22 protein-coding genes and 2 pseudogenes are annotated in these 24,991 nt (G+C 71.1%); 15 read left to right on the top strand and 9 right to left on the bottom strand.

Translation table 11 applies throughout. The annotated features are described in order from the left end of the window. Window positions 1-89 precede the first annotated feature (89 nt). The 12 genes from FHX80_RS25300 to FHX80_RS25245 all read left to right on the top strand — a co-directional run bounded on the left by FHX80_RS25300 (window position 90) and on the right by FHX80_RS25245 (window position 11,270). Window positions 90-1,787, top strand: a complete 1,698-nt coding sequence (locus FHX80_RS25300; protein WP_145766297.1) for a nitrite/sulfite reductase — start codon at window positions 90-92, stop codon at window positions 1,785-1,787. After that, entirely contained in the window at window positions 1,784-1,963 is a 180-nt protein-coding gene (locus FHX80_RS25295; protein WP_145766296.1) for a hypothetical protein, read from the top strand. The genes FHX80_RS25300 and FHX80_RS25295 overlap by 4 nt, the downstream gene beginning before the upstream one ends. Beyond that, entirely contained in the window at window positions 1,960-2,676 is a 717-nt protein-coding gene (locus tag FHX80_RS25290) for a phosphoadenylyl-sulfate reductase (RefSeq protein ID WP_145766295.1), read from the top strand. Before FHX80_RS25295 ends, FHX80_RS25290 begins: the two co-directional genes overlap by 4 nt. Then, entirely contained in the window at window positions 2,676-3,245 is a 570-nt protein-coding gene (gene cysC, locus FHX80_RS25285) for an adenylyl-sulfate kinase (RefSeq protein WP_145766294.1), read from the top strand. Before FHX80_RS25290 ends, cysC begins: the two co-directional genes overlap by 1 nt. Then, the gene (gene cysD, locus FHX80_RS25280; protein ID WP_145766293.1) at window positions 3,242-4,177 is read left to right on the top strand and encodes a sulfate adenylyltransferase subunit CysD; all 936 of its coding nucleotides are present in this window, start codon (window positions 3,242-3,244) and stop codon (window positions 4,175-4,177) included. The genes cysC and cysD overlap by 4 nt, the downstream gene beginning before the upstream one ends. 1 nt (window position 4,178) lies before the next feature. Beyond that, window positions 4,179-5,525 (top strand): sulfate adenylyltransferase subunit 1, encoded by a 1,347-nt coding sequence (locus FHX80_RS25275; RefSeq protein ID WP_145766292.1) that lies wholly within the window; start codon window positions 4,179-4,181, stop codon window positions 5,523-5,525. Window positions 5,526-5,768: 243 nt separating this feature from the next. Beyond that, window positions 5,769-6,881, top strand: a complete 1,113-nt coding sequence (locus FHX80_RS25270) for an aliphatic sulfonate ABC transporter substrate-binding protein (RefSeq protein WP_145766291.1) — start codon at window positions 5,769-5,771, stop codon at window positions 6,879-6,881. Window positions 6,882-6,920: 39 nt separating this feature from the next. After that, the gene (locus tag FHX80_RS25265) at window positions 6,921-7,712 is read left to right on the top strand and encodes an ABC transporter ATP-binding protein (RefSeq protein ID WP_145766290.1); all 792 of its coding nucleotides are present in this window, start codon (window positions 6,921-6,923) and stop codon (window positions 7,710-7,712) included. Next, a complete protein-coding gene (locus tag FHX80_RS25260; RefSeq protein WP_145766289.1) occupies window positions 7,699-8,619 on the top strand; it encodes an ABC transporter permease in 921 nt (306 codons plus the stop codon). Before FHX80_RS25265 ends, FHX80_RS25260 begins: the two co-directional genes overlap by 14 nt. 8 nt (window positions 8,620-8,627) lie before the next feature. Next, window positions 8,628-9,386: a sirohydrochlorin chelatase gene (locus FHX80_RS25255; RefSeq protein WP_145766288.1), complete on the top strand. Its 759-nt coding sequence runs from the start codon at window positions 8,628-8,630 to the stop codon at window positions 9,384-9,386. Between the two features lie 163 nt (window positions 9,387-9,549). Next, the gene (locus tag FHX80_RS25250; RefSeq protein WP_145766287.1) at window positions 9,550-10,419 is read left to right on the top strand and encodes an aldo/keto reductase; all 870 of its coding nucleotides are present in this window, start codon (window positions 9,550-9,552) and stop codon (window positions 10,417-10,419) included. A gap of 14 nt (window positions 10,420-10,433) precedes the next feature. Continuing rightward, on the top strand, window positions 10,434-11,270 hold the full coding sequence (locus FHX80_RS25245; protein ID WP_145766286.1) for an ABC transporter ATP-binding protein: 837 nt from the start codon (window positions 10,434-10,436) through the stop codon (window positions 11,268-11,270). A 9-nt stretch (window positions 11,271-11,279) separates the two neighbouring features. On the opposite strand, the gene FHX80_RS25240 is transcribed toward FHX80_RS25245, so the two are convergent. The 5 genes and pseudogenes from FHX80_RS25240 to FHX80_RS25220 all read right to left on the bottom strand — a co-directional run. Further along, entirely contained in the window at window positions 11,280-11,663 is a 384-nt protein-coding gene (locus FHX80_RS25240; RefSeq protein WP_145766285.1) for a nuclear transport factor 2 family protein, read from the bottom strand. Next, complete coding sequence (locus tag FHX80_RS25235) at window positions 11,660-12,211, bottom strand: DUF1697 domain-containing protein (protein ID WP_145766284.1); 552 nt, start codon at window positions 12,209-12,211, stop codon at window positions 11,660-11,662. Before FHX80_RS25235 ends, FHX80_RS25240 begins: the two co-directional genes overlap by 4 nt. Window positions 12,212-12,301: 90 nt before the next feature. Beyond that, window positions 12,302-13,504 (bottom strand): S8 family peptidase, encoded by a 1,203-nt coding sequence (locus FHX80_RS25230; protein ID WP_145766283.1) that lies wholly within the window; start codon window positions 13,502-13,504, stop codon window positions 12,302-12,304. A 284-nt stretch (window positions 13,505-13,788) separates the two neighbouring features. Further along, window positions 13,789-14,100 (bottom strand): annotated as a pseudogene (locus tag FHX80_RS25225) (cytochrome P450); the annotation flags it as partial. Next, window positions 14,075-14,881 (bottom strand): annotated as a pseudogene (locus FHX80_RS25220) (carbohydrate ABC transporter permease); the annotation flags it as partial. The pseudogenes FHX80_RS25220 and FHX80_RS25225, both read right to left, overlap by 26 nt. Window positions 14,882-15,007: 126 nt before the next feature. Between FHX80_RS25220 and FHX80_RS25215 the strand changes: the two are divergent. After that, window positions 15,008-15,874, top strand: a complete 867-nt coding sequence (locus FHX80_RS25215) for a phosphotransferase enzyme family protein (protein ID WP_145766282.1) — start codon at window positions 15,008-15,010, stop codon at window positions 15,872-15,874. A gap of 152 nt (window positions 15,875-16,026) precedes the next feature. Here the strand turns inward: FHX80_RS25215 and FHX80_RS25210 are convergent, their stop codons facing one another. Together FHX80_RS25210 and FHX80_RS25205 are read right to left on the bottom strand one after the other, a co-directional pair. Further along, complete coding sequence (locus tag FHX80_RS25210) at window positions 16,027-16,755, bottom strand: 3'-5' exonuclease (protein WP_145766281.1); 729 nt, start codon at window positions 16,753-16,755, stop codon at window positions 16,027-16,029. A gap of 79 nt (window positions 16,756-16,834) precedes the next feature. Beyond that, window positions 16,835-18,067 (bottom strand): SAV2148 family HEPN domain-containing protein, encoded by a 1,233-nt coding sequence (locus tag FHX80_RS25205; protein ID WP_145766280.1) that lies wholly within the window; start codon window positions 18,065-18,067, stop codon window positions 16,835-16,837. Window positions 18,068-18,444: 377 nt separating this feature from the next. Here FHX80_RS25205 and glgX point away from each other — a divergent pair, with 377 nt between their 5' ends. Continuing rightward, window positions 18,445-20,610: a glycogen debranching protein GlgX gene (gene glgX, locus FHX80_RS25200; protein WP_145766279.1), complete on the top strand. Its 2,166-nt coding sequence runs from the start codon at window positions 18,445-18,447 to the stop codon at window positions 20,608-20,610. A gap of 203 nt (window positions 20,611-20,813) precedes the next feature. Next, complete coding sequence (treY, locus tag FHX80_RS25195; protein ID WP_145766278.1) at window positions 20,814-23,210, top strand: malto-oligosyltrehalose synthase; 2,397 nt, start codon at window positions 20,814-20,816, stop codon at window positions 23,208-23,210. Here the strand turns inward: treY and FHX80_RS25190 are convergent. Further along, window positions 23,170-24,201 carry a cytochrome P450 gene (locus FHX80_RS25190; RefSeq protein ID WP_145766277.1) on the bottom strand — a complete coding sequence of 344 codons (1,032 nt, stop codon included), beginning with the start codon at window positions 24,199-24,201 and terminating at the stop codon, window positions 23,170-23,172. The genes treY and FHX80_RS25190 overlap by 41 nt on opposite strands. 169 nt (window positions 24,202-24,370) lie before the next feature. Further along, a complete protein-coding gene (locus FHX80_RS25185; RefSeq protein WP_145766276.1) occupies window positions 24,371-24,937 on the bottom strand; it encodes a DUF1707 and FHA domain-containing protein in 567 nt (188 codons plus the stop codon). Window positions 24,938-24,991: the final 54 nt, after the last annotated feature.

Here is a 24,991-nt window from a genome sequence, read left to right as displayed (position 1 = left end):
GTTTCTCTGCAAACCCTGCGCACCGCCGCGCCCAGACGCGCGTGTGCAGTTCAGAGCCGCCCTCCTGCAGTCCCGAAGGACGTACTGTCATGGCCGCTACCCCGGAACAGCCTGCGCCCGCCACCCCCCGCCGCAAGGCAGGACGCCACCGTGGCGAAGGCCAGTGGGCCCTGGGGCACCACACCCCCCTCAACGGCAATGAGCAGTTCAAGAAGGACGACGACAGTCTCAATGTGCGGACGCGCATTGAGACGATCTACTCCAAGCGGGGATTCGACTCGATCGACCCCAACGACCTTCGCGGACGCATGCGTTGGTGGGGGCTGTACACGCAGCGCAAGCCCGGGATCGACGGGGGCAAGACCGCGGTGCTGGAGCCGGAGGAGCTGGACGACCGCTACTTCATGCTCCGGGTCCGCATCGACGGCGGCCGGCTGACGACGGCGCAGCTGCGGGCGATCGGTGAGGTCTCGCAGAAGTACGCGCGGGGCACCGCCGATGTCACCGACCGGCAGAACATCCAGCTGCACTGGATCCGCATCGAGGACGTCCCGGCCATCTGGCAGAAGCTGGAGGCCGTCGGCCTGTCCACGACGGAGGCCTGCGGCGACTGCCCCCGCGTGATCATCGGCTCCCCCGTGGCGGGGATCGCCGCCGACGAGATCATCGACGGGACCCCGGCGGTCGACGAGATCCACGACCGCTACATCGGCAGCAAGGAATTCTCCAACCTGCCGCGCAAGTTCAAGACCGCCATCTCCGGCTCGCCCGTGCAGGACGTGGTCCACGAGATCAACGACATCGCCTTCGTCGGCGTCGTTCACCCCGAGCACGGTCCCGGCTTCGACCTCTGGGTCGGCGGCGGCCTCTCGACCAACCCGCGGCTCGCCGAACGGCTGGGCGCCTGGGTGCCGTTGGACGAGGTCGCCGATGTCTGGGCCGGAGTGGTCGGGATCTTCCGGGACTACGGCTACCGGCGACTGCGCACCCGGGCCCGGCTGAAGTTCCTGATGGCCGACTGGGGCCCCGTCAAGTTCCGCCAGGTGCTGGAGGACGAGTACCTGAAGCGGCCGCTGCTCGACGGCCCCGCCCCCGAGCAGCCGAGCAGCCGCTGGCGCGACCACGTGGGCGTCCACCAGCAGCAGGACGGCCGCTTCTACGTCGGGTTCGCCCCTCGCGTCGGCCGGGTGGACGGGCCCACCCTGTCCAAGATCGCCGATCTGGCCGCCGCGCACGGATCGGACCGGCTGCGCACCACCGTCGAGCAGAAGATGCTGATCCTGGACGTGGAGCCGGACCGGATCGATTCGCTGTCCGCCGGTCTCGAGGAGCTCGGCTTCCAGGTGAAGCCGTCCCCGTTCCGCCGCGGCACGATGGCCTGCACCGGCATCGAGTTCTGCAAGCTGGCGATCGTCGAGACCAAGGCGCGCGGCGCCTCGCTCATCGACGAACTGGAGCGCCGCCTGCCGGAGTTCGAGGAACCGCTCACCATCAACATCAACGGCTGCCCCAACGCCTGCGCCCGCATCCAGACCGCGGACATCGGGCTCAAGGGCCAGCTCATGCTGGACGACGAGGGCAACCAGGTGGAGGGCTACCAGGTGCACCTCGGCGGAGCGCTCGGCCTGGAGGCCGGATTCGGCCGCAAGGTCCGCGGCCTGAAGGTCACGTCGGACGAACTGCCCGACTACGTCGAGCGGGTCCTGGGGAACTTCCAGAAGGAGCGCGAGGAAGACGAGCGCTTCGCGACCTGGGCGGCGCGGGCCGGTGCGGAGTCCCTGTCATGAGCGAGCGTGCCGCACCGTTCCACTGCCCCTACTGCGGTGACGAGGACCTGCGCCCGCACGAGGAAGGGCACGGAGCCTGGGAATGCGCCTCCTGCAACCGAGCGTTCCAGCTGAAGTTCCTGGGCCTGCTGACCCGGGGGCTGGCGCGCAACGACGTTGAAGGGGGCGGGACATGACGGATACCCTGAAGATCGAAGAGCTCACGTCGCAAGACCTCAGGGACCTGGCCGAGCGGGCCGGTCGCGAGCTGGAGGAGGCCTCCGCGCCGGAGATCCTGCGGTGGGCCACCCGGACGTTCGGCCCGCGTTTCTGCGTCACCTCCTCGATGGAGGACGCGGTCGTCGCCCATCTCGCCTCCCGGGCCCTGCCCGGTGTGGACGTGGTCTTCCTCGACACCGGATACCACTTCCCCGAGACGATCGGCACCCGCGACGCGGTGGAGGCGGTGATGGACGTCAACCTCATCACCCTGACCCCGCGGCAGACGGTGGCGGAGCAGGACGCGGAGTACGGGCCGAGGCTGCACGACCGCGACCCCGACCTCTGCTGCAGGCTGCGCAAGGTCAAGCCGCTCGAGGAGGGCCTGACTTCGTACACCGCCTGGGCGACCGGACTGCGCCGTGACGAGTCCCCCACCCGGGCGAACACTCCGGTGGTCGGCTGGGACCAGAAGCGGCAGAAGGTCAAGGTCTCGCCGATCGCCCGCTGGACCCAGGACGACGTCGACTCCTACGTTGCCGAGCACGGTGTGCTCAGCAACCCGCTGCTGATGGACGGTTACGCCTCCGTGGGCTGCGCGCCCTGCACCCGCCGGGTGCTGGAGGGCGAGGACGCGCGGGCCGGCCGGTGGGCGGGCCGGGGCAAGACAGAGTGCGGGCTGCACGGCTGATGACGACTGATCAGGAGACTTCGATGAGCGTGACGGGGACGGGAGCCACCGTCTGGCTGACCGGTCTGCCGAGCGCGGGCAAGACCACCATCGCGTACGAACTCGCCGGGCGGCTGCGCGGCGAGGGACACCGCGTGGAGGTGCTCGACGGCGACGAGATAAGGGAGTTCCTCTCCGCGGGCCTCGGTTTCTCCCGCGAGGACCGGCACACCAACGTCCAGCGGATCGGCTTCGTCGCCGAACTCCTGGCGGCCAACGGCGTGAAGGTGCTGGTCCCGGTCATCGCCCCGTACGCGGACAGCAGGGACGCGGTGCGCAAGCGCCACCAGGCCGAAGGCACCGCGTATTTGGAGGTGCATGTCGCCACCCCGGTCGACGTATGCTCTGTCCGCGATGTGAAGGGTCTGTACGCGAAGCAGGCCGCGGGTGAGATCAGCGGCCTGACCGGAGTGGACGATCCCTACGAGGCCCCCGAGTCACCGGACTTGCGGATCGAGTCGCACCGGCAGACCGTGCAGGAGTCCGCGGCGGAGCTGTATGCGCTGCTGAGCGAGAGGGGTGCGGCGTGACCACCGTCGCGACTGTGTCGGAAGGCACCGGTAATCCGTACGCACTGAGCCACCTGGACTCCCTGGAGTCCGAGGCGGTGCACATCTTCCGTGAGGTGGCGGGGGAGTTCGAGCGGCCGGTGATCCTTTTCTCCGGCGGCAAGGACTCCATCCTGATGCTGCATCTGGCGCTCAAGGCGTTCGCGCCCGCGCCGGTGCCGTTCGCGCTGCTGCACGTGGACACCGGGCACAACTTCCCCGAGGTCCTGGAGTACCGCGACCGTACGGTCGCCCAGCACGGGCTGCGTCTCCATGTCGCCTCCGTGCAGGAGTACATCGACGCCGGGAAGCTCCGCGAGCGCCCCGACGGCACCCGCAACCCGCTGCAGACCGTGCCGTTGACCGAGGCGATCCAGCAGCACCGCTTCGACGCCGTGTTCGGCGGCGGCCGCCGCGACGAGGAGAAGGCCCGCGCCAAGGAGCGGGTCTTCTCGCTGCGCGACGAGTTCTCCCAGTGGGACCCGCGCCGCCAGCGCCCCGAGCTGTGGCAGCTGTACAACGGCCGGCACGCCGCCGGTGAGCACGTCCGGGTCTTCCCGATCTCCAACTGGACCGAGCTCGACGTGTGGCAGTACATCGAGCGCGAGGGCATCGAGCTCCCGGAGATCTACTTCGCCCACGAGCGCGAGGTCTTCAGCCGCTCCGGCATGTGGCTGACCGCGGGCGACTGGGGCGGTCCCAAGGAGCACGAGAGGACCGAGACCCGCCAGGTCCGCTACCGCACGGTCGGTGACATGTCCTGCACCGGCGCCGTCGACTCCGACGCCACCACGCTGGACGCCGTGATCACCGAGATCGCCGCCTCCCGGCTCACCGAGCGGGGCGCGACCCGTGCCGACGACAAGATGTCCGAGGCCGCGATGGAAGACCGTAAGCGCGAGGGGTACTTCTAAAATGACCACACCCACCCAGCTGGCCGAGCAGCTGTCGACCACCACCCTGCTGCGGTTCGCCACCGCGGGGTCCGTCGACGACGGCAAGTCCACCCTCGTGGGACGGCTTCTGCACGACTCCAAGTCGGTCCTCACCGACCAGTTGGAGGCGGTCCAGGACGCGTCCCGCAAGCGCGGTCAGGATGCTCCCGACCTGGCGCTGCTGACCGACGGGCTGCGGGCCGAGCGCGAGCAGGGCATCACCATCGATGTCGCCTACCGCTACTTCGCCACCACCCGGCGCCGGTTCATCCTCGCCGACACCCCGGGCCATGTGCAGTACACCCGCAACATGGTGACGGGCGCCTCCACGGCCGAGCTGGCCGTGGTCCTGGTCGACGCCCGCAACGGGGTCGTCGAACAGACCCGCCGGCACGCCGCCGTCGCCGCCCTGCTCCGCGTCCCGCACGTGGTGCTGGCCGTGAACAAGATGGACCTGGTCGACTACGCGGAGCCGGTGTTCGCCGCGATAGCCAAGGAGTTCACCGCCTACGCGGCCTCCCTCGGTGTCCCGGAGATCACCGCGATCCCGATCTCCGCGCTGGCCGGCGACAACGTCGTGGAACCGTCCGCCAACATGGACTGGTACGGCGGACCGACCGTCCTGGAACACCTGGAGACGGTGCCGGTCAGCCACGACCTCACCGCCTGCCACGCCCGCTTCCCGGTCCAGTACGTGATCCGGCCGCAGACCGCCGAGCACCCCGACTACCGGGGCTACGCGGGCCAGATCGCCGCCGGTGTGTTCCGGGTCGGCGAGCCCGTCACCGTACTGCCCTCGGGCCGCACCTCGACGATCGCCGGCATCGACCTGCTCGGCAGCAGCGTGGACATCGCCTGGGCCCCCCAGTCGGTGACCGTCCGGCTCACCGACGACATCGACGTCTCACGCGGCGACCTGATCGCACCGCTCGACGACGCCCCTTCCGTCACCCAGGACGTCGAGGCGACCGTCTGCCATGTCGCGGACCGGCCGCTGGCCGTGGGCCAGCGGGTGCTGATCAAGCACACCACCCGCACGGTCAAGGCGATCATCAAGGACATCCCGTCGCGCCTCACCCTGGACGACCTCTCGCAACACCCGGCACCCGGGAAGCTCGTCGCCAACGACATCGGCCGGGTCGTGGTGCGTACCGCCGAGCCGCTCGCGCTCGACACGTACGCCGACTCCCGCCGCACCGGTTCCTTCCTGCTGATCGACCCGGCGGACGGCACCACCCTGTCGGCCGGCATGGCGGGCGCCTCGTTCGCCGTGACTCCGGCACCGGCTCCGGCTCCGGCGGACGACGACGCCGAGTGGGACTTCTGATGAGCATCGACTTCTTCTCCACCTTCGCGAAGGAGGGCGGCCGCGTCGGCAGCGGCGCCCTCGGCAGCGGCCAGGGCGGGGTTGCGCGATGTGCGCGATGACGTACGCGCACTGCCTGCGCGCCCGGCAGCACCAACAGCACTGCCTGCAACGCCAGTTCAGACGAAGACCTGCCGACTTCCCGGCCACCTCCCCGTACTTTTGAGGGACGTGAGCGCCGGGCCTCCGAGAGGAAACCCTCCCGTGTCTGTCCCCCGCACCACGTTGCGCCGCAGCATCGCCGCTGCCACCGCCCTGCCGCTGCTCGCCGTGGCGCTCACCGCCTGCGGCTACGGTTCCACCGCGAAGGACGACGCCAAGAAGGCGAACGTCTCCGCCGGGGGCAAGAAGCTCTCCGCGGACACCGTGAAGATCGGCTACTTCCCGAACCTCACGCACGCCACCGCCCTGGTCGGCATCCAGGAAGGCATCATCGCCAAGGAGCTCGGCGCCACCGAGGTCAAGCCCTCCACGTTCAACGCGGGCCCCTCCGAGATCGAGGCGCTCAACGCCGGTTCGATCGACATCGGCTTCATCGGCCCCTCGCCCTCCATCAACGGCTTCACGAAGTCCAAGGGCAAGAGCCTGCGCATCATCGGCGGTTCGGCATCCGGCGGTGTGAAGCTGGTCGTCAACCCGAAGAAGATCAAGACCGTGGACGACCTCAAGGGCAAGAAGATCGCCACCCCGCAGCTCGGCAACACCCAGGACGTGGCCTTCCTCAACTGGATCTCCGAGAAGGGCTGGAAGACCGACGCCCGGAGCGGCAAGGGCGACGTCTCCGTGGTCCGCACGGACAACAAGGTGACCCCGGACGCCTACAGGTCCGGTTCCATCGACGGCGCCTGGGCCCCCGAGCCGACCGCCTCCAAGCTGGTCGCGCAGGGCGCGAAGGTACTGCTCGACGAGTCGACGCTGTGGCCGGACAACAAGTTCGTGATCACGAACATCATCGTGTCCCAGAAGTTCCTCACCGAGCACCCCGACGTCGTCGAGGCGGTGCTGCGCGGTTCGGTCAACACCAACGCGTGGATCAACGCCAACCCGGACAAGGCGAAGGCGTCCGCCAACAGCGCGCTGAAGACGCTGTCCGGCAAGGAGCTGCCGGCGGACGTCATCGACCCGGCGTGGAAGTCGATCCAGTTCACCGATGACCCGCTGGCCTCCACCCTCGACACGGAGGCGAAGCACGCGGTGAAGGCGGGCCTCCTGGACGAGACGGACCTGACGGGCATCTACGACCTGAAGCCGCTGAACAAGATCCTCAAGGCCGCGGGCAAGCCCGCGGTCGCCGACGCCGGTCTCGGCGTCAAGTAAGCACCCGACCGTTCCAGGATCTCCCAGGAGGTGACGACCATGGCCACGACCACTCTCACCAAGGCCGAGGACCGTACGGCGGTCGGGCACGCCGTCCGTATCGACCACGTCTCGAAGTCCTTCGGCGGACCGGAGGGGCAGCAGCTCGTCCTGGACGACATCACACTCGATGTCGCCCCTGGCGAGTTCGTCACCCTTCTGGGAGCTTCCGGGTGCGGCAAGTCGACGCTGCTCAATCTGGTGGCCGGGCTCGACCGTCCGACCGCGGGGTCCATCGAGGCCCCCGGCGGGCGGCCGGCCCTGATGTTCCAGGAGCACGCCCTCTTCCCGTGGCTGACCGCGGGCAAGAACATCGAACTGGCGCTGCGGCTGCGCGGCGTACCGAAGCCGGAGCGTCGCGCCGAGGCGGAGCGGCTGCTCGAACTGGTCCGGCTGGGCGGGGCGTACCGCAAGCGGGTGCACGAGCTCTCGGGCGGTATGCGTCAGCGGGTGGCGATGGCCCGCGCCCTCGCCCAGGACAGTCAACTGCTGCTGATGGACGAGCCGTTCGCCGCGCTCGACGCCATCACCCGGGATGTGCTGCACGACGAGCTGACCCGGATCTGGCGCGAGACGAACGTCTCGGTCCTCTTCGTCACACACAACGTGCGGGAGGCGGTCCGGCTCGCGGAGCGCGTCGTCCTGCTCTCCTCGCGGCCGGGCCGGATCGCCCGGGAGTGGACGGTCGACATCGACCAGCCGCGCCGCATCGAGGACACCGCCGTGGCGGAGCTCTCCGTCGAGATCACCGAACAGCTGCGTGGGGAGATCCGCCGACATGGCCAGCACTGAGACCACCGCCAAGGGCAGCGCCGGCGGGGACGGCGCCCCGAAGGACGCCGCCCAGGACCTGGCCGGCCTCGAAGCGGGGCTCGACGCCCTCGACGCGGTACGGGTGAGCCGGACCCCGGTACGCCAGGTGCTGGTGCAGAAGGTGCTGCCGCCGGTGGTTGCCGTCGCACTGGTGCTCATCATCTGGCAGATCCTGATCTGGGCGAAGGTCACCGACGACTACAAGCTGCCGTCCCCGGGCCAGGTCTGGGGCGAGGTGTCCGACGCCTGGGCGCAGGGCACCCTGCTCGGCTACATCTGGACCAGCGTCTCGCGCGGTCTGCTCGGCTTCCTCCTCGCGCTGGTCATCGGCACCCCGCTCGGACTGCTGGTCTCACGGGTGAAGTTGGTGCGCGCGGCGATCGGCCCGGTGCTCTCGGGTCTCCAGTCGCTGCCGTCGGTGGCGTGGGTGCCGCCCGCGGTCATCTGGCTGGGGCTGGACGACAGGATGATGTACGCGGTGATCCTGCTGGGCGCCGTCCCGTCGATCGCGAACGGTCTCGTCGCCGGTGTCGACCAGATTCCGCCGCTGCATCTGCGGGCCGGCAAGACACTGGGCGCCACCGGGCTGCGCGGCACCTGGCACATCGTGCTCCCGGCGTCCCTGCCCGGATACCTGGCGGGGCTGAAGCAGGGCTGGGCGTTCTCCTGGCGCTCGCTGATGGCCGCCGAGATCATCGCCTCGTCGCCCGATCTGGGCGTGGGGCTGGGGCAGTTGCTGGAGCAGGGCCGTGAGACCAGCAGCATGTCGATGGTCTTCCTCGCCATCTTCCTGATCCTGATCGTCGGCATCGCGATCGATCTGCTCATCTTCAGTCCGCTGGAGCGATGGGTGCTGCGCAGCCGCGGTCTCCTCGTCAAGAACTGAGCCCGGACATGACTGCACCGGTCCTCCTCGTCATCGCCCACGGCAGCCGCGATCCTCGGCACGCCGCGACCGTGCGCGCGCTCACCGCGCGGGTACGGGCGCTGCGGCCGGGGCTTCGGGTGGAGACCGGGTTCCTGGACTTCAACGCGCCCTCGGTACCACGGGTCCTGGAGCGGCTGGACGCGGAGGAAGCGGGTGCGGTGGTGGCGCTTCCGCTGCTGCTCACCCGCGCCTTCCACGCCAAGTCCGACATCCCGGCGGTACTGCGGGAGGCCCGCAGCAGGCTCCCGAGGCTGCGCGTGAGGCAGGCCGAGGTGCTCGGCCCGTCGCCGCTGCTGAACTCCGCCCTGGAACGGCGGCTGCGAGAGGCCGGGGTACGCCCCGGCGACAAAGGCTCGACCGGGCTCGTCCTGGCCTCGGCGGGCTCCACAGATCCGGAGGCGATCGCAGTGATCGCTGAAATCGCGCGGGAGCTGCGGCACACCGGTTGGTGTTCCGTGCGGCCTGCGTTCGCCTCCGCACCCCTTCCCCGTACCGAGGACGCGGTACGGGCCCTGCGGGCCGACGGGGTGCGCCGGGTGGCGGTGGCCCCCTACGTCATCGCCCCGGGCCGCCTCCCGGACCGCATCGCGGCGGGGGCGGCCGAGGCCGGTGCCGATGTACTGGCCGGGGTGCTGGGCCCGTCGCCGGAGCTGGCCCGGCTGCTGCTGGACCGGTACGACGAGGCCCGGCTGCCGGCTGACCGGATGGCGTCACTCAGCGCATAGGCCCTGCCCGGCCGAGGTCGAGGCGGCCGGTGCGGCCGGCTCGGCCGGCTGGCCGGTGCGTCCGGCTCGGTCGGTGCGGCCGGCTCGGCGACGGACATCTGGGGCGGCGAGGTCCGGCCCCGGGCCGGAAGTGACAACCGGCGCCCGGACTAAAGTTCCCCTTATGTCCTCCGTGTTCCGATCGCCCGACGACTCCTTCCTCCTCGGCGGCGAGCTGCCCGTGCGCCGCCTCGGCTACGGCACCGCCCAACTCACCGGCCCGGGCTACTGGGGTCCCCGCGGGGAGCGGCGGGCGTCGCTGGCCGTGCTCAGGGCGGCGGTCGACCAAGGCGTGACCCTGATCGACACCGCCGACAACTACGGCCCCGGGGTGGCCGAGGAACTGGTCGCCGAGGCACTGCACCCGTACCGGGACGATCTGGTGATCGCGACCAAGGGCGGTGTCGTACGGACCGGTGACAGCGCCTGGCACATCGCGGGGCGGCCCGAGCAGCTTCGGGCGATGTGCGAGGCCAGTCTGCAACGGCTGCGGACCGACCGGATCGACCTCTACCAACTGCACCGGCTGGACCCGCAGGTGCCGATGGCCGAGCAGCTGGGCACTCTGGATGCGCTGCGGCAGGAGGGTAAGATCCGGCACATCGGTCTGGACACCCTTACCGCCGACCAGCTGGAGCAGGCGCTCTCCCTGACCGGGATCGCCTCGGTGCAGAACCGCTTCAATCTCCTCGACCGTGCGTCGGACGCCGTCCTGAAGGTGTGCGAGGCCCATGGCCTCGCCTTCCTCCCCTGGTTCCCGCTGGCGAACGGCGCTCTGACCGGCGACGACGCCGCGGCCCTCGACGGAGTCGCGGAACGCCACGGTGCCACCCGCGGGCAGATCGCCCTCGCCTGGCTGCTGCACCGCTCCCCCGCGCTGTGCCCGACTCCGGGCACCGGTTCGCCCGTCCATCTGGCGGAGAACCTCCGGGCCCGGGAGATCCTGCTGTCGACCGAGGACATGAGCCTCCTGGAGGCCCTCGCACCCGCATGAAGGAGTACCCGCGCGTGACCACGACCGCCACTCTCCTCCCGTCGTCCCCCACTGCCCCGGTTCCGGTGATCAGGGCCGATGACGTCACCCTCGTACGGGACGGGAAGGTTCTGCTCGATTCGGTCTCGCTGACCGTGCGCGGCGGGGAGCACTGGGCGCTGCTCGGCGCCAACGGTGCGGGCAAGAGCACCCTGCTCGGGCTGCTCGGCGCGATCAGGCATCCCACCCGGGGCGTGGTGGAGGTGCTGGGCCGCACCATCGGGCGGGTCGATCTGCGGGAGCTGCGGACGCTGCTGGGGCACGTCGATCCGCGCCATCCGCTGCGTTCGCCACTGACGGTGGACGAGGTGGCGCTGACGGGTCTGACCAACTCGATCGAGCCGGTGCCGCGCTGGTCGGCGAGCCCGGAGCAGCGGGAGCGGGCGGATCGGCTGCTGAGGATGCTGGGCATGGGCGGCAAGGAGAAGTCCCGCTGGCCCGCGCTGTCGCAGGGCGAGCGGGGCCGTACGCTCATCGCCCGCGCGCTGATGCCGCAGCCCCGGCTGCTGCTGCTCGACGAGCCGGCCACCGGACTGGACCTGGCCGCCCGGGAGCAGCTGCTGGACAGCCTGGACGCCCTGCGCGAGGAGCACCCGGAGCTGGCGACGGTGCTGGTCACGCACCATCTGGAGGAGCTGCCGGCCTCCACCACGCATGCGATGCTGCTGCGCGGCGGGCGGTGTGTGGCCTCGGGTTTCGCGGACGAGGTGCTGACCACGGACCGGGTCAGCGACTGCTTCGGTCATCCGGTACGGATCTCCCGCACGGACGGCCGGTGGACGGCGCGGGCGCAGCGGGCGGCCCGTCGCTGACCCCGGCGCTCACGCGTCGGTTGCCGGTCCGGTGATGAAGGGGGTGGCCTGGTGGTAGTAGAGCAGCCACCCCGTCCCGGTGCGCCGCCACAGTGAACTGCGGTGGGCGCGGATGCCCTTGGCCTCGGTGTCGAAGGTGACGTGGACGAGTTCGTCGGCGAGCTGGATGCCGTGCATCCGTGAGGCGGTGAGCTGGCCGGGGCATTGGGCGGTGCCCGTGATCAGCGAGGTGATGACCATGTCGCGGTCCCAGCGGCGGCCGGTGGTGTCGACCTCGCGGAAGTCGGGGTGCAGGACCTGGACGAGGAGTTCGGTGGAGGCCCGGACCAGCGGGTCGAGGAGGCGGAGTTCGCCCTCGACCGCCGCGGCCACACCGGGCGACGGCTCACTCACGTGGTGCCTCCGGTCATCTCGGCGAGTCTGGTGACGGTGTTCCAGTTGCGTGAGGTTGCGACGAGGCCCTTGATGAGGGTGGGACGGGAGAGCGCGGCGGCGAGCTTGGAGCCGCCCAGTCCGCCTGGGGCGTGGAGATAGAGGACGCGCTCGCCGAGCCGGAACTCCTCGGGGAGGAAGGCCGCAGCGTTCAGCGGGGCGAAGCGGGCCGCGTCGACCGGCTGGTCGAAGTAGGTGACGTGGAGTTCCCTGGCCTGGAGCTCAGCGGCGGGGAAGGGGCAGGCATCGACCACGGCCGCGAGGTAGCCGCCGTCCCGGACCAGGCAGGGGACGTCGAAGCCGAACCGCTGGGCGATGGCATGCTCCAGCTCTGCCGCGAGGGCGTTCTGGTCGTCGGATTCGCTGCTGAAGACGGCGTTGCCGCTCTGCAGGTGGGTGCGGACGTCGCCGTGGCCCAGTTCGGTGAGCAGGGTGCGGAGTTCGGCCATCGGGATCTTCTTGTGTCCGCTCACGTTGATCCCGCGCAGCAGCGCCGCGTACATCATCATGGGCACACCATAGGACGATCGCAGCGAGCCGTGCGGCCGCCGCGCCCCGTGGGGGAGAGCGCGGCGGCCGCCGGTCAGGGGTCGGTGCGGTTACTCAACGACCTTCAGCAGCTTGTTCGCCGTGCCTGCGGTGGCGTTGCCGATGGCGTCCGGGGTGGCTCCGTCGGTCAGTGCGGTGGAGACCTCCGCAGGGGTGGCGTCCGGGTGTCCCGCCAGATAGACGGCGGCGGCGCCGACGACGTGCGGGGTCGCCATGGACGTGCCGGAGATGGTGTTGGTGCCGGTGTCGCTGTCGTTCCAGGACGAGGTGATGTCTGAGCCCGGGGCGTAGATGTCCACGAGCGGACCGTAGTTGGAGAACGAGGACTGCTTGTCGTCCACCGTGGACGAGGCGACCGTGATGGCCTCCGGGACGCGGGCCGGGGAGCCCTGGCCCGCGTCGCCCGACTCGTTCCCGGCTGCGACCGCGAAGGTGACACCGGAGGCGATGGCCTTCTGGACCGCCGCGTCGAGCGCCTCGTCCGCGCCGCCGCCGAGGCTCATGTTGGCGACGGAGGGGCCCTGGTGGTTCGCGGTGACCCAGTCGATGCCGGCGACGACCTGCTCGGTGGTGCCCGAGCCCGAGTCGTCGAGGACCCGGACGGCGACGATCTCGGCCTTCTTGGCGACGCCGTACGTCGCACCGGCGATGGTGCCGGCCACGTGGGTTCCGTGGCCGTTGCCGTCGTCGGCGCTGTCGTCGTTGTCCACGGCGTCGAAGCCCGAACTGGCCCGGCCCCCGAACTCCTTGTGCGTGGTGCGGACGCCGGTGTCGATGACGTACGCCGTCACGCCCTCGCCCGCGCTGTCCGGGTAGGTGTACGCGTTGTCGCCGGCGGTCCCGGTCTGGTCGATGCGGTCCAGACCCCAGGAGGGCGGGTTGTCCTGGGTGGCGCTGATGTGGAACTTCTTGTTCTGGACGACCTTGGAGACCGCCGGGTCGGCGGCGAGCCGCTTGGCCTCGGTCCGCGAAAGGCCGCTGGCGGAGAAGCCGTTGATGGCGGAGCTGTAGTTGCGCTTGAGCTTGCCGCCGTACTCCTTGGCGAGCTTCGCCTTGTCGGCCTTGTGGTCCAGCATCACTATGTAGCTGCCGGATACGGCCGTTGCCGCGTCGGCGCCGTAGATCTTGCCCATCGCGGGGGCGGGCGCCGCTCCGGCGAAGGGGCTGCCCAGCAGGGTGATTCCGGCTGCGGCGGCCACGGCGGTGATCGCGGCAGTGAGCTTGATCCGACGTGTGCGCTTGTGAATTGCCATAAAGAGGGATCTCCTCGTCATTCTTTGTGGGGGGATTGACCCTCGGCCAGAAGATCTCCGGGGGCTGGCTCGAAACCCTGACCGATTGACGCGCCCAGATCAAGACCCTCATTGCGTCTGCGACCGCCTGAGCAAGGTTTCGTCACAAGAAGTCGACCAGCCACACCCAAGTCCGACACAGGCACTGCCCGTTACCGGCGGACACACCAGCAGCCGCCCTTCCCGGCACAGCAGTCCGCCCCGTCGGTGACGTTTCATCACGAACGGGGCGGGGCGGGGCGGGTTCAGCGTCGGACGACACGTACTCCGGTCACGCCCATCAGCCCGGCGAGGGGGACATCGGAGGCCGCCTGCGCGGAGTCCACCGTCAAACCCCCGCCGCGCACCATGTCGAGCAGCATCTCGGCGAGCGGCATCACCATGTGCCGCCCCCAGCAGCGCTCGGACGCATGACCGAAGGGCAGATAGCCGGGCTGATCGTCCGGGTCGAGGCCGTCCCAGCGCTCGGGCCGGTTCGAGGTCGCGTCGTCGAACGGCGATCCGAGCCGGAGCGCGTTGGCGACGAGCGTCGAGACGGTGAAGCAGACCGGGGCCGCCGTTGGTCAGCACATAAACCGGGGCAAATGAGTTGAAATTCCATATGAAATTGAGCGCGGTGATGGAGAGGGCGACCGGTCTGAGCGCGGGCCAGGTGACGGTACGGAATCGGCGCCAGGCGCCCGCGCCGTCCAAGGCGGCCGCCTCGTGCAGTTCGTGCGGGGTGTTCTGCAGACCGGCCAGCAGGGCGACCGTGGTCTGCGGCATACCGGCTCAGACCCCGACGAGGATCACCGCCGGCAGCGCGGTGGCGAGACCGGTCAGCCAGTCACGGCCGTCGCCGAGCCCCAGGTCGCGGATGGTCTCGTTGAGGATTCCGGCGTCCGGGTTGTAGACGAGCCGCCACATGATGCCGACGACCACCTCGGGCATCGCCCACGGGATGATCGCCAGCGCCCGGGCCGGCCACCGCATCCGCAGATTCTGGTTGAGCAGCAGCGCCAGTCCGAGGGCCAGCACGAACTGCGGGACGGTGACACCGACCGCCCACACCAGACCGATCCGGAACGAGTCCCAGAACCGTCCGTCGTGGAGCAGGTCCGGGAAGTTCAGCACCCCGGTCCACCGGGTGGATCTCGTACGGCCCGACTGGGCGTCGGTGAAGGCCAGTGCGATGCCGTAGAGCAGCGGGCCGACGCTGAGGGCCAGGATCGGGATGAGGGCGGGCAGCCCCAGGAACCAGGTACCGGCGTTCCGGTTGATCCGCGCGGGCCGCTCGCCGCGCGGGCCGCCCGGCGGAGCGCCCCGTCCGGTCTGCACGGCTCCATTAGCCAATGTCATGAATATGGCACCCTTGCGTCATTCGACCGGCTTGATACCGTTCTGGCCGCTCAGGTGGCCTCCGTCATCGTGCTGACGGGCCGTCGGTTCGTCAAGGCCACCTGCACAGATGCGAAAATCGGATCCATGAACGAGATGCGAGCGCGCGACGTACTGACCGCTGCCGGACTCCCCGGCGACGCGGAACTGCTCGCGCTGGGTGAGAACGCGGTGTTCGCCGTGGGCGACCTGGTGGTCAAGATCGGCCGGGATGCCGTGCGGAGCCCGGAGCTACGGGTGCGGGCCGAGCGCGAGGTGGCCGTCGCACAGTGGCTCGCCGCCTCCGGCGTCCCCGCGGTGCGGGCCGCCGAGCCCTCGGCACGACTGGTCGAGGACCACCCGGTGACGCTGTGGCACCGACTGCCCGACGCGGTACGGCCCGCCGAGCCGCGGGATCTGGCGCCGCTGCTCACCGCGGTGCACGCGCTGCCGGTCCCGGAGGGCCTCACCCTCCCCCGCCGGGAGCTGCTGGGCGGGGTCGAGCGCTGGCTGCGCCTGGCGGGCGACTCGATCGACCCGGCCGACGCCGCGTATCTGCGCGAGCGCCGGGACGGCTTCGCCACGGCCGCCGCCGCGCTGGTGCCGCATCTGGCCCCGGGCCCGATCCACGGCGACGCGCTCCCGCGCAATGTCCACGTCGGTCCGGACGGGCCGGTCCTGGTGGACCTGGAGACCTTCTCGACGGATCTGCGCGAGCACGATCTGGTGGTGCTCGCCCTGTCCCGGGACCGGTACGCGCTGGCGGCCGACGCCTATGACGCGTTCACCTCGGCGTACGGGTGGGACGTCCGTGAGTGGGACGGCTGCGCGGTGTTGCGCGGGGCCCGGGAGACGGCGAGCTGTGCGTGGGTCGCCCAGCACGCACCGGCCAACCCGAAGGCGCTCGCGGAGTTCCGCAGGCGCGTGGCCTCACTGCGCGACGGTGACGCGGGGGTGCGCTGGTACCCGTTCTGAGGCGACGCGGGTGCGTGGTAGCCGTTCCGAGCCGACGCCGGTGCGCTGGTACCCGTTCTGAGGCGACGCGGGTGCGGTGGTAGCCGTTCCGAGCCGACGCTGCTGCCGTGGTTCCCGTTCCGGGAGGCTCCGCGCCGGTGGTACGGGTCCCCTCAGCCCGTCACTCGCACCGGCTCCCGGACCGGCCAGCGGCCGTCGATCACCGCGTCCGTCTCGCCCTTGCGGCGCAGGAACTGCTGGAAGTCGGCGGCCCACTCCGCGTACCAGGTGATCTGGCGCTCGTGGAGTTCCGCCGCCGTCAGCGCGGCCACCGAGCCGTGCCGCGCGGCTATCGCGTACGCCACCCGCACCGCGGCCAGTGCGTCCGCCCCCGCGTCGTGCGCTCCGCCGTGGACCACGCCGTACTCGACACAGACCGCCTCCAGGTTCCGCTTGCCCTTGCGGTAGCGGTCGACGGCCCGGTCGATCGTGTACGGGTCGACGACCGGGCCGATCCCCGCGCCACCCAGCCGCTCGCTCAGTGACGGCAGCCCGTGGCGGTGCAACTCCGCCGTCAGCAAGGTCAGGTCGAAGGCCGCGTTGTACGCGACCACCGGCACGCCCCGGCGCCAGTACCCGGTCAGGGTGTCGGCGATCTCGTCGGCCACCTCGCGCGCCGGCCGACCCTCCGCCGCCGCCCGCTCGCTGCTGATGCCGTGGATCGCCGAGGCCTGTGCGGGGATCCGTATCCCGGGATCGGCCAGCCAGGTGTGCGTGTCGTCCGGTTCGCCGTCGCTGCCGTCGACGCGGACGACCGCGGCCGTCACGATCCGGGCCTCCAGTGGTTCCGTTCCCGTCGTCTCCAGGTCGAAGCCGACCAGCGCGTGCCGGTGCCAGCTCATCCCGTACCTCCTTCGTGGTGCTTCCCCCAGGTGATGACCACCCTCGCACGGGCCACTGACAACGCCGGTGGACGGCCCCTCAGGAGACCGGCCGGGAGTCCGTCCACACGGACTCGAACTCCTCGCGGTACGTCTCGAACAGCCCGTGTTCGCTGTCCTGCCCGGCCCGGACCACCGCCCGTCCGCCGCCCCGGAGCACCAGCACGGGTGCCTCCATGCCGCGGGCCCGGCGCAGATAGGTCTGGACGACCCCGACCGCGTCGGCCCCGTCGCCGTCCACCAGATAGGCGGTGAAGCGCGGTGTCTCGTCGAAGACGTGGATCTCGAAGGCGCCCGGGTCACGGAGCTTGGAGCGGACCCGGCGCATGTGGAGGATGTTCATCTCCACCGTCCGGCTCAGCTCACCCTTCTTGAGCCCCAGTTCCCTCTCCCGGCGTTTGACCGCACTGCTGGCGGGGTTGATGAAGAGCAGCCGGACCCGGCAGCCCGACTCGGCGAGCCGGATCAGCCGGCGGCCGGAGAAGTTCTGCACCAGCAGATTGAGCCCTATGCCGATCGCGTCCAGCCGGCGCGCACCGCCGAAGAGGTCCTCGGCCGGCAGTTGGCGCTGGAGCCGCACCCGGTCGGAGTGGACGGAGACCACATCCGCGTACCGGTCGCCGACCAGTTCCTCGACCGCGTCGACGGGCAGCCGGTCGGCGGACGGGACCGCGGCGCCGCTGCCGAGGATCTCCAGCAGCCGCGCGGAGGCCCGCTCGGCCTGGGCGAGCACCGCCTCGTTGAGCGCGCGGTTGCGGGAGACCACGTTGCGGGCGACCTCCAGCTCGTCGAGGGCCAGCTCCACCTCGCGACGGTCGTCGAAGTAGGCCTCGAAGCAGGGCCAGTGCTGGACCATCAGCTCACGCAGCTGAGGCAGCGTGAGGAAGCTCAGGACGTTGTCGTCGGCCGGGTCGAGCAGATAGCCCTTGCGGCGGGAGACCTCGCGCACGGCGACGGCGCGCTGCACCCACTCCTGCCCGGCGGGTCCCGCGGCGGCCACCACCCAGTCCTCGCCGTGGACCGGTTCGTAGATGGGCCGCAGCACGGCGGCGACCACGGCGCGCAGCCGCTGCTCCACGAGGTTCAGCCAGATGTAGGCGCGCCCGGCGCGCTGCGCCCTGGTGCGCACCTCGCTCCATGCGTCCGCGCCCCAGTCCAGTTCCGCACCGATCTCCAGAGGCCTGGCGAGCGATACCGCCCCGGGGGGCACAGCGGTGGAGCCCCCCTCGTGACCACTGTCACCCGGAGGCAGCTCGAACCCTCCCGAGCTCACCCGCACACCGCCTTCCACTCCCCCACCAACGATCAAGGAAGGGTACTCCGGGAGCGGGAGCCGGTGCAGCCGGATGAACAGGCTCCTTTCTCAACACCCCTATGAGACAGTCTCGTTCCGTGCGTCGAGATCTGCCGTAGTGAGCGGATTCATAGTGATTAAACACCCCACCTCACGCCGCATACCGGACAGCCGGCCGGGCGGGGCCGCCGGATTCCGGTTCCGGGCGACACGGAGGGGCCCCATGTTGACCGGACCGGACGACGCCGACCCCGATTGCCGGTCGGTCTTAGGTAAGGGCCGCCCTTTCGGGGAAGATCTGACCCAGGGAGCCCGCATTCCCCAGGCAACCGCGTCAGAGTGGAAGAGTCGAATCTATGCAGGTCTGGCCGGGACAGGCGTACCCCCTCGGTGCCACGTACGACGGCGCCGGGACCAACTTCGCGGTCTTCTCGGAGGCCGCCCACCGAATCGAGTTGTGCCTGCTGCACGACGACGGCTCCGAGATGGCGGTGGAGCTGCGGGAGACCGACGCCTTCGTCCGGCACGCCTATCTGCCCGGGGTGATGCCCGGTCAGCGGTACGGATTCAGGGTCCACGGGCCGTACGAGCCGCAGCGCGGCGCCCGCTGCAACTCCGCGAAGCTGCTCCTCGACCCGTACGCGCGGGCGGTCGCCGGACAGATCCAGTGGGGCGAGGCGGTGTACGGCTATCCGTTCGGCCGGCCGGACGCCCGCAACGACCTCGACTCGGCGCCGCACACCATGACGTCCGTCGTGGTCAATCCGTACTTCGACTGGGGCGACGACCGGCGCCCCCGTACGGACTACCACCGCACGGTGATCTACGAGGCCCATGTGAAGGGCCTGACGATGCTTCACCCGGGGCTGCCGAAGGAGCTGCGCGGCACCTACGCGGGGCTGGCCCATCCGGAGGTCATCGCGCATCTGACGGAGCTCGGGGTCACGGCGATCGAACTGATGCCGGTGCACCAGTTCGTCCAGGACCACCGGCTGGCGGACGCGGGGCTCGCCAACTACTGGGGCTACAACACCATCGGCTTCTTCGCCCCGCACAACGCCTATGCCTCCTGGGGCGACCGGGGCGAGCAGGTGCTCGAGTTCAAGCAGGCCGTACGGGCGCTGCACCAGGCGGGCATCGAGGTGATCCTCGACGTGGTCTACAACCACACGGCGGAGGGCAACCACCTGGGTCCGACGCTCTCCTTCCGGGGCCTGGACAACGCCTCGTACTACCGGCTCGCCGACGACCAGCGCTACTACACGGACACCACGGGCACCGGGAACTCGCTGCTGATGCGCTCCCCGCACGTGCTCCAGCTGATCATGGACTCGCTGCGGTACTGGGTGACCGAGATGCATGTGGACGGGTTCCGCTTCGATCTGGCGGCCACGCTGGCCCGTCAGTTCCACGAGGTGGACCGGCTGTCGTCGTTCTTCGACCTCGTGCAGCAGGACCCGGTGGTCAGCCAGGTGAAGCTGATCGCGGAGCCGTGGGACGTGGGTGAGGGCGGATACCAGGTGGGGAACTTCCCGCCGCTGTGGACCGAGTGGAACGGGAAGTACCGGGACACGGTACGGGACCTGTGGCGCGGTGAGCCCCGGACGCTGGCCGAGTTCGCCGGGAGGCTGACCGGCTCATCGGATCTGTACCAGGACGACGGCCGGCGGCCGCTCGCCTCGATCAACTTCACCACCTGCCACGACGGATTCACCCTGCACGACCTGGTCTCGTACAACGACAAGCACAACGAGGCCAACGGCGAGGGCAACCGGGACGGCGAGAGCCACAACCGGTCCTGGAACTGCGGTGTGGAGGGGGAGACGGACCGGCCCGAGGTGCTGGAGCTGCGCGAACGGCAGATGCGGAACTTCATCGCCACGCTGATGCTGTCGCAGGGCGTGCCGATGCTGAGTCACGGCGACGAGTTCGGCCGCACCCAGCTGGGCAACAACAACGGGTACTGCCAGGACAGCGAGCTGTCCTGGGTGCACTGGCCCGGCCCGGCCGAGGCGGCGGCGGACGACGAGGAGGAGACGGAACCGCGGGACGGCGACGGGCTCGGCAGCAGCCTGCTGGAGTTCACCCGGGCCATGGTGTGGCTGCGCCGGGACCATCCGGTCTTCCGGCGCCGCCGGTTCTTCCACGGGCGGCCGGTGGAGGGCACGCACGACGAGCTCTCGGACATCGCCTGGTTCACGCCGGAGGGCGCGGAGATGACCCAGCGGGACTGGCAGGCGGCGCACGCCAAGGCCCTGACGGTCTTTCTGAACGGGCACGCCATCTCGGAGCCGGGCCCGCGCGGCGAGCGGATCTCCGACGACTCGTTCCTGCTGATGTTCAACGCGAGCGCCGAGACGCTGGATTTCGCCGTCCCGGTGAACCATGGGCGGCAGTGGCATGTGGTCGTCGACACGGCGCGCCCCGCCGGAGTGCTGACCGGCGCGGGGCCGAAGGTGGCGGCGGGCGATCGGGTGACGCTGGTGGGACGGAGCATGGCGGTGCTCCAGCGGCCGGCGTAGGGCCTGCCCCTCGGACCCGGGTCGGCCCGGGCCGACCCGGGCCGACCCGGGGAACGATGACGGGAGCGGTGACGGGAGCGGTGACGGTGAAGCCGACGGGAGGCTGACGGAAGTGGTGGCGGGAGCGGTCACGGCACCGCCGGTCGAGCACTTGGGTGTGACCGGGTGACACAGAAGGCCCGGATCTGGGTACGAACGCCTTCATGACGCCTTCCGCCACGTACCGGCTTCAGCTCCAGCCGGACTTCCCGTTCTCGGCCGCCGAGGACGCCGTGCCGTACCTCGCCACGCTCGGCGTCTCCCATCTTCATCTGTCCCCGGTCCTCGAAGCCGTGCCCGGCTCCCGGCACGGCTACGACGTCGTCGACCACGGCCGGGTGCGCGCCGAGCTGGGCGGCGAGGAAGGGCTGCGGCAGCTCGCCGGCACCGCTCGGGAGCACGGGCTCGGGCTGGTCCTGGACATCGTGCCCAACCACATGGCGGCCGACCCCCGGCGCAATCACGCGCTGTGGGAGGTCCTTCGTGAGGGGCCCGGCTCCCCATACGCCCGCTGGTTCGACATCGACTGGGCGGCGGGCGACGGGCGGATCCTGCTGCCCGTGCTCGCCGGGCGGCTCGGCGAGGAGATCGGCGGGCTCCGGGTCGACGGGGATGTGCTGCGCTACGGCGAGCAGGCGTTCCCGCTCCGGGCCGGCACCGCCGGTCTCGACCTGCCCGAGCTGCTGGACGCCCAGCACTACCGGCTCGGCTGGTGGCGGCTGGCCCGGACCGAGCTGAACTACCGGCGGTTCTTCACCATCTCGGAGCTGATCGGGGTGCGGGTGGAGGACCCGGAGGTCTTCGCCGCCACCCACGCCAAGATCCTCGAACTGGTCCGGGACAAAATCGTCGATGGCCTGCGGATCGACCACCCGGACGGGCTCGCCGACCCGGCCGCCTATCTGGAGCGGCTCTCCGAGGCGAGCGGCGGTACGTGGACCGTGGTGGAGAAGATCCTCACCGGTCCCGAACCGCTGCCGGCCGGCTGGGCGGTGGCCGGGACGACCGGGTACGACGCGCTGCACCGGATCGACGGCCTCTTCGTCGATCCGGCGGGCGCGGCGGAACTGCTCGGCCACTACCGGGAGTCCGCCTCCCCGGCCGGCGACCGGGGCGGCTACTGGACGGCGACCGTGCGCCGGGCCGCGTACCGCGTCGTCACCCATGAGCTGGCCGCCGAGACCGGACTGCTGACCCGGCTGGCGTCGCGCATCTGCGCCGAGGACCCCGCGCTGCGCGACCACGCCCCGTGGGCGCTGCGCACCGCGGTGCGCGAGCTGCTCGTCCGGATGCCGGTCTACCGCCCGTACGTGACGGCGGGCGGCCCCTGCACGGAGTCGGCCGCGGCGGCGCTCGACGCGACGGCGGTGAGCGATGCCAAGGCGGTGTTCGCGGTGCGGGAGGAGGCGTCGGCCGTCGATGTGGTGCGGGAGCTGGCGCTGGGGCGGCTCGGCGCGGGCGGCGACCGGGCGGCGTTCTGTGCCCGGTTCGCGCAGACGGCGTCCGCGCTGCGGGCCAAGTCGGTCGAGGACACCGCGTACTACCGCTACGTGCCGCTGATCTCCGCCAACGAGGTGGGCGGTGATCCGGGGCAGCCGGCGGTGGCACCGGAGGACTTCCACGCCTTCTGTACCCGGCTCGCCCGGGACTGGCCCGCCACCGGCACGGCGCTGACCACGCACGACACCAAGCGCAGCGCCGACGTCCGGGCCGCCGTCGCGGTGCTGTCGGAGTGTCCGGGGCCGTGGTCGCGGCTGGTGGCGGAGCTGGCCCGGACGACTCCGGCGGCCGCCCCCGATCCGCAGCTGGCCTGGCAGGCGTGGCAGACCGCGTTCGGCTGCGTGGGGTTCCCGGCGGGTGAGCAGGCGGCGCGGCTGGAGCCCGCGCTGCTGAAGGCGGTGCGCGAGTCGGGGCTCTTCACCAGCTGGACCGAACCCGATCCGGGGTACGAGCGGGCGCTGTCCGACTTCGTCGCCGCCGGTCCGGCCGCCGACACCGGTCCGGTGCGGGCGCTGCTGGAGCGGTTCGCGGGCACGCTCGCCCCGCATGTACGGGCCAACGCGCTCGGTGCGGCGCTGGTGCATCTGACGATGCCGGGGGTGCCGGATCTCTACCAGGGAACCGAGCGCGAGTATCTGGCGCTGGTCGACCCGGACAACCGGCGGCCGTTCCGCGTTCCCTCGTCCGACGCGCCCTTCGACGAGAAGGAGGCTCTGACGGTGGCGGCGCTGCGGCTTCGGCGCGAGCGGCCCGGGGTGTTCGGTGAGTCGGGGACGTACGCCCCGCTGGCGGCCTGCGGTCCGGCGGCCGGGCACTGTCTGGCGTTCTGCCGCTCGGGCGAAGTCGTCACGGCGGTGACCCGGCTGTCGCTTCGGCTGACGGAGGCGGGCGGCTGGCGCGGGACGGAGCTGGCGCTGCCGGACGACGGGGTGTGGCGGGATCTGCTGACGCCGGGCCGGGAGTTCTCCGGCGGCACGGCCGCGGTGGCCGAGCTGTTCGCCGAACGGCCGGTGGCGCTGCTCAGCCGGGTCGTACCAGGAGGGACCGCGGGCCTCGGGTGAGCAGGCCGGTGGCGGCCGGTCTGAAGCCGTCCGCCCAGCGGAGCCGGGGCATCGCGTCCAGCAGGGCGCGCAGGCCCTGTTCGGCCTCCAGCCGTCCGAGCACCACGGCCGGGCAGCCCGCCGGGCCGGTGGTGGCGTCGGCCTGGTCGCGGCGGAAGGGGTCGAACACATCGGGTGCGGCGAACCGTTCCGGGTCACGTACCGCCGAGCCGATCAGGCAGGCGACGGGGGCCCGCGCAGGAAGGGTGCCACCGCTGAGGGTGACCTCGGTGAGGGTGCGCCGCAATACGACCTGGACGGGCGGGTCGCGGCGCATCGACTCCGTCCAGGCCCGGCCGGCGAGTGTGGGTTCGACGCGCAGCGCGGCCAGCAGGTCGGGGTCGTCCAGCAGGTTGGCGAGGAACGAGGCGAGTGCCGTCTCGCGCAGCCCGGTGTGCCGGGTGCAGGGTCCCTCGTCGACGGGTGCTGCGTCACCGGTGCGCAACGGGGACCGGAACGGCCCGGTACCGGCGGGCAGCCAGTGGCAGAACTCCTCGACGAGATCGGCCTGCCGACGCCCGGCGATGCGCCGGGCCAGCACATAGGCGGTCCGCTCTACGCGTTCGGCCAGGCGGCGGGGCACGAACCCGGTCACCACCGTGTACCGGTCGCGGGGCAGGCAGCCGGTGCTGCCGTGGCAGAGGCCGAGCGGGGCGGGGCCGCCGCGGGGTGCCCCGTCGTGCGGGAAGCCGGTGAACTCCGGGCCGGTGAGCGCGGTGACGACATCGTCGTACCGGCTGATCAGCCAGGCACCCAGCGGGGCGTCGTAGCTGAGTGGGTGCTCCTCGCGCAGTACCCGGTAGAGCCGGTACGGGTCGCGGGCCGCGCCGGGGGCGAGGAGGCTCGGACCGCCGCCGGGGCGGGTCGTCCGGCGGGACCGTGCCGGCCTGGCGGCGCGGTGGTCGGGCGAGGGCGTCGGGGCGGGTATGTCGCCGGGCGCGTCGGTCTGCATCCGTACCCCCGGGCGGTCGGTGCGCCGGTGTGCGGCGCGGTCCCCCTCAGGGGATCACCTGAACGGGCCCACCGCAGTCGGCGCGGGGCCGTCCGGGTGACGGAGGCGCTCACAGGCGTGAGCGCGGGCCGGACAGTCGGGCCGGACGGGCGAGCGGTCCGCGGATGCGCTACACAGGCGGCCTGAGCGCGGGTGCGGAGAGCCGGAAGGCCATCGTGCCGAAGCTCACCTGGTCCCCCTCCCGCACCGAGACCGTCCCGGTGACGCGCTGTCCGTTGACACAGGTGCCGTTGGTCGAGCCCAGGTCGCGCAGCAGCCACCGGCCGCCGTGCACGGTGAGTTCGGCGTGCGTCCGGGACACGGTCTCGTGGCTGAGGCGCAGCCCGTTGCCCGGATCCCGGCCGATGAGCAGGGGGTACGGGCTCGGCGCCGGCAGCAGCAGTTTGGGCAGCCGCTCGGCCCACCAGGCCCTGCGTACCCGCCCGGGAAAGCCGGAGACCCCGCCGACGAACCGCATCAGCTGCCGCGACCAGCGGCCCCCGCTGTCCAGGTCGGCGGTGAGCGCCTCCAGCTCCTCGGAGCGGTTCGCGGTCAGGGCCAGCTCCATGCGCCGCATGAAGGTGTCGTGGGAGAGCTTTCCCTGCGCCGCGCCTTCTCTGAGCACACCGAGAACACGGTCGCGCTGGGCGTCGGACAGCCGCGCGGGATACGTGTGGAACTCGAAGGAGGACGTCACGGGGCCAATTGTCGGTCCGACCGCCCCAAGGTGTCCAGAACGACCGCTGCTTCC

This window comes from Streptomyces brevispora (genome assembly GCF_007829885.1).
Taxonomy (GTDB): Bacteria; Actinomycetota; Actinomycetes; order Streptomycetales; family Streptomycetaceae; genus Streptomyces; species Streptomyces brevispora.
The sequence above is the reverse complement of the archived record's forward strand: the minus strand, read 5'-3'. Positions and strand labels throughout refer to the sequence as shown.

Excerpts from the sequence above, each read along its gene's own strand:
- FHX80_RS25300 (WP_145766297.1), top strand. The coding sequence starts at position 90 with ATGGCCGCTACCCCGGAACAGCCTGCGCCCGCCACCCCCCGCCGCAAG.
- FHX80_RS25190 (WP_145766277.1), bottom strand. The coding sequence starts at position 24,201 with ATGCAGACCGACGCGCCCGGCGACATACCCGCCCCGACGCCCTCGCCC.
- FHX80_RS25295 (WP_145766296.1), top strand. The coding sequence starts at position 1,784 with ATGAGCGAGCGTGCCGCACCGTTCCACTGCCCCTACTGCGGTGACGAG.
- FHX80_RS25210 (WP_145766281.1), bottom strand. The coding sequence starts at position 16,755 with ATGAGCTGGCACCGGCACGCGCTGGTCGGCTTCGACCTGGAGACGACG.
- FHX80_RS25275 (WP_145766292.1), top strand. The coding sequence starts at position 4,179 with ATGACCACACCCACCCAGCTGGCCGAGCAGCTGTCGACCACCACCCTG.
- FHX80_RS25235 (WP_145766284.1), bottom strand. The coding sequence starts at position 12,211 with ATGATGATGTACGCGGCGCTGCTGCGCGGGATCAACGTGAGCGGACAC.
- FHX80_RS25230 (WP_145766283.1), bottom strand. The coding sequence starts at position 13,504 with ATGGCAATTCACAAGCGCACACGTCGGATCAAGCTCACTGCCGCGATC.
- FHX80_RS25265 (WP_145766290.1), top strand. The coding sequence starts at position 6,921 with ATGGCCACGACCACTCTCACCAAGGCCGAGGACCGTACGGCGGTCGGG.
- FHX80_RS25255 (WP_145766288.1), top strand. The coding sequence starts at position 8,628 with ATGACTGCACCGGTCCTCCTCGTCATCGCCCACGGCAGCCGCGATCCT.
- treY (WP_145766278.1), top strand. The coding sequence starts at position 20,814 with ATGACGCCTTCCGCCACGTACCGGCTTCAGCTCCAGCCGGACTTCCCG.
- FHX80_RS25215 (WP_145766282.1), top strand. The coding sequence starts at position 15,008 with ATGAACGAGATGCGAGCGCGCGACGTACTGACCGCTGCCGGACTCCCC.
- glgX (WP_145766279.1), top strand. The coding sequence starts at position 18,445 with ATGCAGGTCTGGCCGGGACAGGCGTACCCCCTCGGTGCCACGTACGAC.
- FHX80_RS25290 (WP_145766295.1), top strand. The coding sequence starts at position 1,960 with ATGACGGATACCCTGAAGATCGAAGAGCTCACGTCGCAAGACCTCAGG.
- FHX80_RS25260 (WP_145766289.1), top strand. The coding sequence starts at position 7,699 with ATGGCCAGCACTGAGACCACCGCCAAGGGCAGCGCCGGCGGGGACGGC.
- cysC (WP_145766294.1), top strand. The coding sequence starts at position 2,676 with ATGACGACTGATCAGGAGACTTCGATGAGCGTGACGGGGACGGGAGCC.
- FHX80_RS25250 (WP_145766287.1), top strand. The coding sequence starts at position 9,550 with ATGTCCTCCGTGTTCCGATCGCCCGACGACTCCTTCCTCCTCGGCGGC.